Below are 12,488 nucleotides of genomic sequence, written 5' to 3' on the forward strand. Positions count from 1 at the left end.
ATATTCGATGACCGATCTTCTTCCGAGACAGTCGCTGGCGATGCGGCTGCGCAACAACTTCCTGACCGGCCTCGTCATCTGCGCGCCGATCGCCATCACGATATGGTTGACCTGGACCTTCATCCATTGGGCCGACAGCTGGGTGAAGCCGTACATCCCCGCGCGCTACAACCCGGAAAGCTACCTTCAGTTCGCCATTCCGGGCTTCGGCTTGCTGATCGCGCTGATGATGATCACGCTTGTCGGTTTCCTCGGCAAGAACCTGATCGGCCGCTCGATCGTTGAGTTCGGCGATGGGCTGTTCAATCGCACACCGCTCGTGCGCACGGTGCACAAGAGCCTGAAGCAGATTTTCGAGACGGTGCTGAAGGACAAGGGAACGTCTTTCAACAAGGCCGCGATGATCGAATATCCGGGGCCGGGACTCTGGGCCATCGTCTTCGTCGCAACGGATGCACGCGGTGAAATCGCGACGAAATTCAAGTCGATGGGCAAGGATATGGTCGCTTGCTTCGTGGCACCGACGCCGTTTCCGACGGCCGGCTGGCTTGTCTATGTTCCTCGGGAAAAGCTCGTGCCGCTCGACATGAGCGCGGAGGATGCAGCCAAGCTCATCATCTCCGTCGGCCTCGTCACGCCACCGGAAAAGGGATTGCAGCTCATCGAGAACGAAGAGCGCAAGGCCAAGGCGAAAATCAAGAAGAAGGGCTGAGGCAGTCTGAACGAGGCCGCTTTCGGTAGTTGGCCCGCGCATCCTGTACCCGGTTCCATCCGTTCGTCATCCTCGGATCAAGCCCGAGGATGACGAAGGAGAGGGACTTGGATATCAACGGAACTTCGAGCCGCCTCGAAAAAGGGGCAGCTCAAACGCACTATTCCGTAACGTCGGCGCTCTGCTGATCGCCCGCAAGCACCTTGCCGTCTTCGGCAGGAAGGCGGGACTGCTTTTCCGTGGTGGTGACGCTGGCGGTCGTGATGGTCTTATCGACCTTGACCTCCGCCGAGGTCTTGTTGTGCCAGGCGCAGTCCGCAAAGGCTGCGGATGCCGAAAGGCCGAGCGTCGCTGCGACTACGAGAACTGTCTTCATGGCATTTCTCCTTTTTCGCTTTACGCGAGAAGTATGCCTTCACGTCCGGTATCGGCGAAATCACGATTTTGTGGCTAGCCCGCTCGCAGGAAGCGTATCGCCTCGTCGCGCCGGTGGAGATAGAGCAGCGTGCGGATCGCTTCACCGCGCTCGCTCGTCAGGTCAGGATCGCGTTCCAGCACATAGGCGGCGTCCTTTCGGGCGATTTCCAGCAGGTCGCCATGCGCTTCGAGACTAGCGACGACGAAGCCCGGCGTGCCGGATTGCCTTGTGCCGAGGAGCTCGCCTTCGCCGCGCAGCTTCAGGTCTTCCTCGGCGATGCGGAAACCGTCCTCCGTTTCGCGCAGGATGGAGAGCCGCGCCTGGCCGTTCTCGCTGAGCGGCCCCTTGTAGAGCAGGACGCAGCTCGACGCCTCCTCACCGCGCCCGACGCGGCCGCGCAGCTGGTGGAGCTGAGCGAGGCCGAAGCGCTCGGCATGTTCGATGACCATGATGGAGGCGTCGGGCACATCGACGCCGACCTCCACGACGGTTGTCGCCACCAGAAGGCGCGTCTCGCCGTTCTTGAAGGCGAGCATGGCGGCGTCCTTCTCCGGCCCGCTCATGCGCCCGTGCACGAGGCCGGCGGCATTGCCGAAGACGCTGGCGAGCGTCGCATGCCGTTCCTCGACGGACATCAGCTCGCTTTCCTCGGTCTCCTCGACCAGCGGGCAGATCCAGTAGGCCTTCTTGCCTTCCGCCAGCGCGGCACGCAGGCGGTCGACGATATCGCCGACACGCTCCTGCGGCATGATGACGGTCTGGATCGGTTTGCGGCCGGCCGGCTTCTCGGTGAGCTTCGAAACGTCCATGTCGCCGAAGGCGGCCAGCACCAGCGTGCGCGGAATGGGCGTAGCCGTCATGACGAGCATATGCGGGGAAATGCCCTTGGCCGTCAGCCGCAGGCGCTGATGCACGCCGAAGCGATGCTGCTCGTCCACCACGGCGAGCACGAGGTCCTTGTAGGCGACATTGTCCTGGAAGAGGGCGTGCGTGCCGATGACGATCTGCGTTTCGCCGGATGCGATGCGCTCCAGGATGGCGTCGCGCTCGCGGCCCTTGGTGCGACCGGTCAGCACGTCGATGGTCACGCCGGCCGGTGCTGCCATGCGCGACAGCGTCGCGAAATGCTGCCGCGCCAGAATTTCCGTCGGGGCCATCAGCACGGCCTGTCCGCCCGATTCGACGGCGGCGAGCATGGCCATCAGCGCCACGGCCGTCTTGCCGGCGCCGACGTCACCCTGCAGAAGCCGCAGCATGCGCTGCTCGCCGGCCATGTCCTTCAGTACCTCGGCAATCGCCGTCTGCTGGCTGTTGGTCAGCGAAAAGGGCAGGGCGTCGAGGACGGGGCGGCTGAGCGCGCCGGTCGCGAGGACAGGCCGGCCGGCAACCTTGCGCAGGCGCTGGCGCACGAGGGCAAGCGACACCTGCCCGGCCAGGAATTCGTCATAGGCGAGGCGGCGACGGGCAGGGGCCTGCGGATCGAGATCCGTTTCATCACGGGGATCGTGCAGGCGATGGATCGCATCGTAGGCGCTCGGGAAACTCTGGCGCTGGTCAAGCGGCGGATCGATCCATTCCGGCAGATGCGGCACGCGCGCGACCGCCGCCTCGACCGCCTTGCGCAGCACACGCGAGGTGAGGCCGGCGGTGAGGCCATGCACGGGCTCGACCAGCGGCACGTTGTCGGCCTCGCCGAGCCGCGCCATATAGTCGGGATGTACCATGGAGGCGCGGCCGTTGAACCAGTCCACCTTGCCGCTGACGACGACGGTTTCATCAATCGGCAGTGCCTTCTCCAGCCAGTTGCCCTTGGCGCGGAAGAAGGTGAGCGCCAGATCTCCCGTCTCGTCATGCAGGAAGACGCGGTAGGGCATGTTCGATTTGCCGGGCGGTGGCGGCTGGTGGCGGTCGATGCGGCCGGTGATGGTGACGATGACGCCCTGCTGGGCGTTGGCGATGCCGGGCTGGTTGCGCCGATCGACGATGGAATGCGGGAAATGGAAGACAAGATCGATGACCCGGCAGTCCTCGATGCTTTCCTGCCCCAAGAGACGCGCGAACAGTTCGCCCAGCTTCGGGCCGATGCCGGGAAGCGTGGAGAGCGGTGCGAAGAGGGGATCAAGCAATGCGGGTCTCATGGCGGGCAAAATCGCCGGAGATGGTGCCTTTGGCAAGGCTGACAAGCGGCTTTTGCCGGTTTATAGAAGCGCCGGACCGCATTTCAGGGAAGGCAGGACGATCATGACGGGAACGACACGCTCGAGCGCCGAGATCGACCCGCGCCGCAAGCGCATCCTCTTCCGCTGTTGGCACCGCGGCATCCGCGAGATGGACCTGGTGCTGGGCAGTTTTGCCGATGCCGAGATCGCCACGCTCTCCGAAATCGAGCTGGACGAGCTGGAACGCATCATGGCCGAGGAAGACAACGACCTCATCAAGTGGGTGACGGGCGAACGGCCGGTGCCGGAAGAGTTCCGCGACGGTCTCTTTGCGCGCATCGCCGCCTATCGTCCCGATTTCTCCCCGCTCTTCAAAGACGCCAGCGCATGATCCCCGGTTTCTCTCCTGAACGCATCGCGGCCTCCGGCCGACCGCTGACCATCGGCGCCGTGCCCTCCGGCGTAGAGCCGCTGATCCTTGCCGATCTCGCCCGCAAGACCGGCCCCGTCGCTTATGTGCTGTCCGACGGCCAGCGCATTTCCGATCTGGAGCAGATGCTCGGTTTCGTTGCGGCCGACATTCCGGTGCTGACGCTGCCCGGCTGGGACTGCCTGCCCTATGACCGCGTCTCGCCAAGCGCCGAAGTCTCCGCCCGCCGGCTTTCCGCACTCTCGGCGCTGATCGCGCACCAGAAGAAGCCGCATGCGGCGATCGTTCTGGTGACCGTCAATGCCATGCTGCAGAAGACGGCGCCGCGGCCGACCATCGAGAGCCTGGCTTTCTCGGCCAAACCCGGCAACACTGTTCGTATGGATGACATCGCCGCACGGCTGGAGCGCAACGGTTTCGACCGGGTTGCGACGGTGCGCGAGGTCGGTGAATTCGCCGTGCGCGGCGGCATTCTCGACGTGTTCGTGCCCGGCAGCCTGGAGCCGGTGCGTCTCGATTTCTTCGGCGATACGCTGGAGAGCATCCGCTCCTTCGATCCGGCCAGCCAGCGCACGACGGGGCAGGCGCGTTCGCTCGATCTCAACCCGATGAGCGAGGTGACGCTGACGCCGGAGACGATCTCGCATTTCCGCAAGCAATATCTCTCCTCCTTTGGCGCTGCGACGCGCGACGATGCACTCTATCAGGCCGTCTCCGAGGGGCGGCGTTATGCGGGCATGGAACACTGGCTGCCGCTGTTCTACGACGAGCTGGAAACCGCCTTCGACTATCTCGACGGTTTTCGCATCGTCACCGACCACACCGTCCGCGAGGCCGCCGTCGAACGCTCCCGCCTCGTGCGCGACTATTATGATGCGCGCCTTGCCTCCGCGACGCCCGGCAAGGGGCAGGTGGCACAGGCCACACCCTACAAGCCGGTGCCGCCCGGCCTCCTCTATCTCGATGCCGAGCGTTTTGCGCGCGAACTCGACGAGCGCAACGCCATCCGCCTGACGCCCTTCAACGAGCACGAAGGCGAAGTGCGGCAGGTCGTGACCGTCGAGGCGCGCACGGGGGTTCGTTGGGCGCGGCCGGCGGGCAGCGAGGATGCCGAGGGCGCGCGCGTCAACGTCTTCGATCAGGCCGTGAAGTATATCGCCGATAGGCGGGCGGCGGGTGCCAAGGTTCTGGTCACCGGCTGGTCGGAAGGCTCACTCGACCGTCTGTTGCAGGTTCTCTCCGAGCATGGTCTCGGCAATGTCGTGCCGGTCGAAAAGTTCGGCGATCTCGCGAAACTGAAGCCGGGTGAGGCGGGCTCTGCCGTTCTCAGCCTCGAAAGCGGCTTCGAGGCCGGCGATGTCGTCGTCATCGGCGAACAGGACATTTTGGGTGACCGGATGGTGCGCCGCTCGAAGCGGCGCAAGCGCGGGGCGGATTTCCTCACGGAAGTCGCCGGTCTCGACGAAGGTTCGATCGTCGTGCATGCCGAGCATGGCATCGGCCGGTTCGTCGGGCTGCGCACCATCGAGGCGGCGGGAGCCCCGCATGCCTGCCTCGAACTCGTCTATGCCGACGAGGCAAAACTCTTCCTGCCGGTCGAAAACATCGACCTTCTCTCGCGCTATGGCGGCGAGGGCACGGACGCGATGCTCGACAAGCTGGGCGGCGTCGCCTGGCAGGCCCGCAAGGCCAAGCTCAAGAAGCGCCTGCTCGACATGGCCGGCGGGCTGATCCAGATCGCGGCCGCCCGCCTCGTGCGCCATGCGCCTGTTCTGACGGCGCCTGATGGCATCTATGACGAATTCGCGGCGCGTTTCCCCTATGACGAGACCGACGACCAAGCCAATGCCATCGACGCGGTGCGCGAGGATCTGGGCGCCGGCCGGCCGATGGACCGCCTCGTCTGCGGCGACGTCGGTTTCGGCAAGACGGAAGTGGCGCTGCGCGGCGCCTTTATCGCGGCGATGAACGGCGTGCAGGTCGCCGTCGTCGTGCCGACCACGCTGCTGGCCCGCCAGCATTTCAAAACGTTTTCCGAGCGCTTCCGCGGCCTGCCCATTCGTGTCCAGCAGGCCTCCCGCCTCGTCGGCACCAAGGAGCTGGCGCTGACGAAGAAGGAGCTGTCCGAAGGCAAGACGGATATCGTCGTCGGCACCCATGCGCTGCTCGGCTCGTCGATCAAATTCGCCAATCTCGGCCTCTTGATCATCGACGAAGAGCAGCACTTTGGCGTCAAGCACAAGGAGCGGCTGAAGGAGTTGAAGAGCGACGTGCACGTCCTCACGCTCTCCGCGACGCCGATCCCGCGCACGCTGCAGCTTGCCATGACGGGCGTGCGCGAGCTTTCGCTGATCACCACAGCGCCGGTCGATCGCATGGCGGTGCGCACCTTCATCTCGCCCTTCGATCCGCTGGTCATCCGCGAGACGCTGATGCGCGAGCACTATCGTGGCGGCCAGAGTTTCTACGTCTGCCCGCGCTTGAGCGACCTCTCGGAAATCCATGATTTCCTGCGGCAGGACGTGCCGGAGCTGAAGGTCGCCGTCGCCCACGGCCAGATGCCGGCGACCGAGCTCGAGGACATCATGAACGCCTTCTACGAGGGCCAGTACGATGTTCTGCTCTCGACGACCATCGTCGAATCCGGCCTCGACGTCCCCACCGCGAACACGATGATCATCCACCGCGCCGACATGTTCGGCCTTGCCCAGCTCTACCAGCTCCGCGGTCGTGTCGGCCGCTCGAAGGTGCGCGCCTTCGCTCTGCTGACGCTGCCGGTCAACCGGACGCTGACGGGCACGGCCGAGCGGCGCCTGAAGGTGCTGCAATCGCTCGATACGCTGGGCGCCGGCTTCCAGCTCGCCAGCCATGACCTTGATATCCGCGGTGCGGGCAACCTGCTCGGCGAAGAGCAGTCCGGCCATATCAAGGAAGTCGGTTTCGAGCTCTATCAGCAGATGCTCGAAGAGGCCGTCGCCGAGATCAAGGGTGATGAAGAAGTCGCCGACAGCGGCTGGTCGCCGCAGATTTCCGTCGGCACGCCGGTCATGATCCCCGACGATTACGTGCCGGACCTGCATCTGCGCCTCGGCCTCTATCGTCGCCTCGGCGAGATCACCGACCTCGGGGATATCGATGCCTTCGGCGCCGAACTCATCGACCGCTTCGGCCCGCTGCCGATCGAAGTGCAGCACCTCTTGAAGATCGTCTACATCAAGTCGCTCTGCCGCGTGGCGAATGTCGAAAAACTCGATGCCGGCCCGAAGGGCGTCGTCGTGCAATTCCGCCACAAGCAGTTCCCCAACCCGGCGGCCCTCGTCGGCTATATCGCCAAGCAGGGCACACTGGTGAAGATCCGGGCCGACCAGAGCCTGTTCCTGTCGCGCGATTATCCGACGCCGGAGAAGCGCCTGACGGGCGCGGCACAGGTGATGACGCAGCTGGCGGGTCTGGCAAAACAGCAGGCATGAAAAAGGCCGCTCGGTAAAACCGGGCGGCCGTATATTCGATCAGAACCGTTTCCTCGTCATGGTCGGGCTTGACCCGACCATTCATGCTCCGAGTTCGGCGGTGGATCCTCGGGTCGCGCCCGAAGATGACTTCGAGAGTGGCGTTCGGCTCAGTTCTGGCCGACACGTTCCTGCGCCTTCATCGAGGCGATCTCGCGGAAGGCATTGGTCAGCACATCGACGGACTGCGCACCCATCACGGCGTATTTGTTGTCGATGATGAAGCAGGGCACGCCGGTGACGCCCATGTCGCGGGCCATGCCGATCTCTTCCTTGACCGAATCGACATCCGCGCCTGCGGAGAAGAGCGCGGTGACGACGGCGCGGTCCATGCCGGCGGCTTCCGCAACGTCGAGCAACACGGCGCGGTCGCCGACATTGCGGCCTTCTTCGAAATAGGCCTTGAACAGGGCGACGGCCACGCGGCTCTGTATCTCGGGACCTTCGATCATCGCCCAGCGCAGCAGGCGGTGCGCGTCGAGCGTGTTGGGGCTGATCTTCACGGCCGGGAAATCGAAGGCAATGCCATCTTCCTTGCCGAGGCCGGCCAGCATATCGTGCGCGCGGTCCACGGCATCCTTGCCGCCGAGCTTTTCGGCGAGGTGCTTCTTGTGGTCGACGCCTTCGGCCGGCATTTCGGGGTTCAGCTGATAGGGGCGAAACGTCACCGAGACGGCAAGGTCGTCCTTCACGTTCTCGATTGCCTGTTCCAGCCGCTTCTTGCCGAGGTAGCACCAGGGGCAGACGACATCAGAGACGACATCGATCGTAATGGCTTCCATCCGGGTATCCTTTCGAGAGGCCGGACTTCTCCGGCTTTGGCGCGATTCTGTCCAGGACTTGCGCCGTCACTTCATACTTACCGCCGAGATAGGCCCACCGGCTACAGCTTTCAACAGGTTACCTCGAGGTAACCCCAATTCTGGGGATGGCCCCTTTACTGCGCGCGCTCGTCCCACCATGCGGGAAGCTGGAAGCCCCAGAGCGGCGTCATCTCGGGCCGCCCGATATGCTTGTGGCGGGCAATCCATTGCTGGCCCAGATGATAGAGCGGGACAATATAGTTGCCCGACAAGAGCATCCTGTCCTGCAGGCGCACGGCCGAGCGGAAATCCTCCGCCGTGCGGGCGGCAAGAATGGCGGCCATGACACGGTCGATATCCGGATCGGCGACACCGGCGAAATTTTCGCTGCCCTGTCGGTCGCGCGCATCCGTACCCCAGCGCCGCACCTGCTCCAGGCCGGGCGATAGCGACGAGAGGAAGGCCTTCATGATGACATCGTAATCGAAGGTCTGGCTGCGGCTTTGATATTGCGAATCATCGACCGTCCGAAGGCTCACACGAACGCCGAGCGCGGCGAGGAAGCGCTGGTAGGCCAGCGCCAGCTTCTCCTGGTCGGCATTCTGCGTCATGATCTCGAAGGCGAGCGGCTTGCCGGAAGCATCGACCATGCGGCCTTCCTTGATCGAGTAGCCGGCCTTCACGAAATGGTCCATCGCCTGACGCAGAACCTTGCGGTCGCGGCCAGAACCGTTGGTGACCGGGAAGCGGAAGGTGCCGTCGGCCACGGCAGGGTCGATCCGGTCTGCCGCCGCACCGATGATCTCACGCTCGCGCGCGTCGAGGGGGACATTCAGCGCGGAGAGTTCGGAGTTCTGCCAGAAGCTTTCCGTGCGGGTATAGGCGTTTTCGAACAGCGTGCGGTTGACCCATTGGAAATCGAAGGCGAGCGAGAGCGCCTTGCGCAGTTCCGCATTCTGGAAGATCGGCCGGCGCGTGTTGAAGACGAAACCGAACATCACGGGGGGGAGTTGCGAATCCACTGCATCCTTGATGACGGTGCCCGACCGGACCGCCGGGAAATCGTAGTTGCGCGTCCATTTCGTCGGATTGCCTTCCTGATAGACGTCGATGACGCCCTTCTTGAAAGCCTCGAACAGCGAATTGTCTTGCAGGAAATACTCGACGGAGATTTCGTCGTAATTGTCGAAGCCGACCTTGGAGGGAATATCCTTGCCCCAGTAGTTCGGATCGCGCTCGTAAACGATCCGCTCGCCGGGCTTCACCGCCTTGACCTTGTAGGGGCCGGACCCGAGCGGCAAGGCGACCGACGACCGGTCGAACGTTTCCGGATCGATCGCGTGTTTGGGCAGGATCGGCGAGAAGGCGATCAGGAGAGGGGCCTCGCGGTCGCTTTTGTCGTTGAATGTGAAGCGGACGCTGCGCTCTCCGGTCTTCTCAAGTTTCTCGACCACGTTCAGGCGCGTGCTGAAGGGCGCGCGGCCCTTGTCGCGCAGCAGTTCGAAGGAAAAGATCACATCTTCCGGCGTGACCGGCTGGCCATCCGCCCAACGCGCCCTGGGGTTGAGATGGAATTCGATGAAGCTGCGATCGTCGTCCCACTCCACGCTTTCGGCGAGTAGGCCATACATGCTGAAGGCCTCGTCGCGCGAGCGCACCATCAGTGATTCGTAGACGAGATTGCCGAATTCCGGGTCCCACATGCCGCGGGCGGTGGTGCGCATGCTTTTCAGGATGAAGGGGTTCAGGCTGTCGAAGGTGCCGACGACCCCATAGGCGATGCGTCCGCCCTTCTTCACGTCGGGATTGACGTAGGAGAAGTGCTTATAGTCAGCCGGCAGCGCCGGTTCGCCATGCATCGCGATCCCGTGCAGGGGGGCGGCCACGCCCAGTGAAACGGGCAGGCCGAACATGCAGGCCGCAAGGGCCGTCAGGATGGGGCGCAAAGGGGCTCTCCTCGTCGATTCCATGTGATTCCCGTGTTTATACTGCGCGCAATAGACACAATAGTGCGGCGAGCGCGGGAAATCGGTCCTATAGGCGAATTTCGCAAGGAAAGGCTGGATATCCGGCGCGGCCCATTGTAACAGGTGTCGCCGAAGCGGGTCATGCAAATGCCTCAATTCGCCGACAGGAGAGCGCACGACTGACCCACGCCAGAGGGGCTTGGAGGAGCGTCGTTGCTCCGGCACCGGATTTTCAGGAGACCGAACTCGTCATGATCTTCACATCGAACCTCATCAAGCGGACCGTGCTTTCCGCTTTCGCCGCGTCGGTCGCCCTGGCGGCGGCTCCGTCCGTATCGCTCGCCCAGGAAGCCGCTCCGCCGAAGGGCTGGTTCAAGGTCTGCACCAAGCAGGAAGACAACGACGTCTGCATCGTGCAGAACCTGCTGACGGCAAGCAGCGGCCAGCTCATCACCGCCGTCGGCCTCATCACCGTCACCGGCAAGACCAACCGCAAGATCATGCAGGTCTCGGTTCCGAGCGCACGCCTCATCCCGCCGGGCATCCAGATGCAGATCGACGGCGGTAAGGGCCTGAAGCTCGACTACGCCATCTGCATGCCCGACAAGTGCGTTGCCGAAGTCCTGCTGACCGACCAGATGATCGCGAGCCTCAAGAAGGGCGGCGAGCTGGTCCTGACCTCGATCAATTTCCAGCGCGCGCCCAACCCGATCAAGATGTCGCTCGAAGGCTTCACCGGCGTCTTCGACGGCGAGCCGATCGAGCAGTCCAAGCTCGAAGAGCGCCAGCGCCTGCTGCAGGAAGAAATGCAGAAGAAGGCCGAGGAAGCCCGCAAGAAGCTGGAAGACGCGCAGAAGGCTGCCAAGAGCCAGTAAGCGTCACGCTTCATTCACATATGGAAAACCCGGCCAAAAGCCGGGTTTTTTGTTGCCTGAGCGTGTGAGGAAAGCCGGTCAGTGGAAAACGCCGGTCTCTTCCTTCCAGCGATAATGGCCCTGGTCAGCGTCCATCAGCGCGCGAACCTGCGGATGACGAATGGGTTCGCCGCTATCGTCAGGCACCAGGTTCTGTTCGGAGACATAGGCGACATATTCGCTGTTCTCGTTCTCCGCAAACAGGTGATAGAACGGCTGGTCCTTCGAGGGGCGGATTTCCGCCGGAATGGCGTTCCACCATTCCTCCGTGTTGGCGAATTCCGGATCAACGTCAAAGATCACGCCACGGAAGGGAAAGACCCGGTGGCGGACGATGTCGCCGATGGCAAATTTTGCGTTACGCATCTTCATGGCGTACCTACCTTTCCCCTTATATTTGGGTAATTGCCGGAAAACATCAATAGTTCCACCCCTGTCATACGTCCTTCATGCACGGGGTGTTGCGCTTGCGCCTCCGGCGGTTTCGGCGTACCTCGAAGAACAGCGTCTCAGGCGGATCGAATGGCATGAACACACAGTGGGGCAGGAGCGGCAACGGACAGACTTCCGGTGGCGGGGGAATAGGCGGTATCCTGTTCGCCGTCGTCGTCAGCCTGGCGCTCGGCGCTGCCGGCGGCTATGGAGCGTTCCGCATTCTGGACGGTGCGGCGCCATCCGGCGAGATCGAGGCGCGCGACCGACGCATTGCCGATCTTGCCAGGGAGCTTGATGCCCGAACGGCACAGATCGAGGAAAGCAGCCGCAAGGCGCAGGCGCTGACGGAGGAGAACGGCAGCCTCAAGCGACAGGTCGATACGCTCAAGAGCAACACGGACGCCTCCGAAGCGGCCGTTGCCGTCGCCGACAATGTCCGCCTGACCCGTGACGTCGTGCCGAAGCTCGAGAACGATCTGGAGCTTGCTTCGCAGCGCGTCGCGGATGCCGAGGCATTGAAAAAGCGTGCGGAAGAGGCGGTCCTCGACCGTGAGCGCCGGCTTTCATTGGTGTCCGATCAGATCGCGCGGCTGGAAAAGGCACTGGATCAGGCCCGAAGCACGCAGGGCGCGGCACAGAACGCGCAGACCGAACGTCTTGAGGCCGAGATCGATACGCTACGCCGCGCGCTCGGGGAAGCGCGGAGCGCGGAAGAACAGCTGCGCACGAAAGAACTCCCTATCCTGCATGAAGGCATTGCCAGCAAGGAGCGGGAAATCGCCACGCTGAACGCACGCAATCTGGCGCTCGCGGCGCGGATCGAGGCGCTTGAGGCCGCGGCGGGCGCCACGAGGCCGGATGGTCAAAAGGATGGTGGCAACAAGCCGGCGCTCGACAATGCGAAGCCCTCGGATGGCCAAAGCCCGCGCAACGCTGCCCTGGTGGCCGCGGCAGTGCGCGCGATGCCCGGTCTCGACCGGCTGACCGGCACGCAGCGCGACCAGCTCGAGCGCACGCTGGTGTCCGGCGAATGCGTTACCATTGCACTTGGCAGCGTCTTCAAACACATTCCGGTGCTGGCGATGCGCAACCTGATGCGCGATCTCGACAGCGGCTGCTAATCGCGCCGGCGTTTGCCGGC

Annotated in this window: 10 protein-coding genes; 5 read left to right on the forward strand and 5 right to left on the reverse strand. The window is 63.6% G+C overall.

Translation table 11 applies throughout. The annotated features are described in order from the left end of the window. The first annotated feature begins 7 nt into the window (after nt 1-7). Nucleotides 8-712 carry a DUF502 domain-containing protein gene (locus MUU55_RS00765; RefSeq protein ID WP_244758869.1) on the forward strand — a complete coding sequence of 235 codons (705 nt, stop codon included), beginning with the start codon at nt 8-10 and terminating at the stop codon, nt 710-712. Nucleotides 713-872: 160 nt separating this feature from the next. On the opposite strand, the gene MUU55_RS00770 is transcribed toward MUU55_RS00765, so the two are convergent. Together MUU55_RS00770 and recG are read right to left on the reverse strand one after the other, a co-directional pair. After that, the gene (locus tag MUU55_RS00770; RefSeq protein WP_244758870.1) at nt 873-1,088 is read right to left on the reverse strand and encodes a hypothetical protein; all 216 of its coding nucleotides are present in this window, start codon (nt 1,086-1,088) and stop codon (nt 873-875) included. Nucleotides 1,089-1,162: 74 nt separating this feature from the next. Next, nucleotides 1,163-3,268 (reverse strand): ATP-dependent DNA helicase RecG, encoded by a 2,106-nt coding sequence (recG, locus tag MUU55_RS00775; RefSeq protein ID WP_244758871.1) that lies wholly within the window; start codon nt 3,266-3,268, stop codon nt 1,163-1,165. Nucleotides 3,269-3,371: 103 nt separating this feature from the next. Between recG and MUU55_RS00780 the strand changes: the two genes are divergently transcribed. Further along, a complete protein-coding gene (locus MUU55_RS00780) occupies nt 3,372-3,680 on the forward strand; it encodes an FAD assembly factor SdhE (RefSeq protein ID WP_244758872.1) in 309 nt (102 codons plus the stop codon). Next, entirely contained in the window at nt 3,677-7,189 is a 3,513-nt protein-coding gene (gene mfd, locus MUU55_RS00785) for a transcription-repair coupling factor (protein WP_244758873.1), read from the forward strand. Before MUU55_RS00780 ends, mfd begins: the two co-directional genes overlap by 4 nt. Nucleotides 7,190-7,338: 149 nt before the next feature. Here the strand turns inward: mfd and MUU55_RS00790 are convergent, their stop codons facing one another. Both MUU55_RS00790 and MUU55_RS00795 read right to left on the reverse strand, forming a co-directional pair. Continuing rightward, nucleotides 7,339-8,010, reverse strand: a complete 672-nt coding sequence (locus MUU55_RS00790; RefSeq protein WP_244758874.1) for a DsbA family oxidoreductase — start codon at nt 8,008-8,010, stop codon at nt 7,339-7,341. A 155-nt stretch (nt 8,011-8,165) separates the two neighbouring features. Further along, nucleotides 8,166-9,968: an extracellular solute-binding protein gene (locus MUU55_RS00795; RefSeq protein ID WP_425314137.1), complete on the reverse strand. Its 1,803-nt coding sequence runs from the start codon at nt 9,966-9,968 to the stop codon at nt 8,166-8,168. 281 nt (nt 9,969-10,249) lie between these two features. Between MUU55_RS00795 and MUU55_RS00800 the strand changes: the two genes are divergently transcribed. Continuing rightward, nucleotides 10,250-10,873, forward strand: a complete 624-nt coding sequence (locus MUU55_RS00800) for an invasion associated locus B family protein (RefSeq protein ID WP_244758875.1) — start codon at nt 10,250-10,252, stop codon at nt 10,871-10,873. A 78-nt stretch (nt 10,874-10,951) separates the two neighbouring features. Here the strand turns inward: MUU55_RS00800 and hspQ are convergent, their stop codons facing one another. After that, nucleotides 10,952-11,284, reverse strand: coding sequence for a heat shock protein HspQ (gene hspQ, locus MUU55_RS00805; protein ID WP_244758876.1), 333 nt, complete (start codon nt 11,282-11,284; stop codon nt 10,952-10,954). Nucleotides 11,285-11,439: 155 nt separating this feature from the next. Between hspQ and MUU55_RS00810 the strand changes: the two genes are divergently transcribed. Beyond that, nucleotides 11,440-12,468, forward strand: coding sequence for a coiled-coil domain-containing protein (locus tag MUU55_RS00810; RefSeq protein WP_244758877.1), 1,029 nt, complete (start codon nt 11,440-11,442; stop codon nt 12,466-12,468). Nucleotides 12,469-12,488: the final 20 nt, after the last annotated feature.

It is taken from the genome of Shinella curvata, assembly GCF_022899935.1.
In the GTDB taxonomy this organism is placed as follows: domain Bacteria; phylum Pseudomonadota; class Alphaproteobacteria; order Rhizobiales; family Rhizobiaceae; genus Shinella; species Shinella curvata.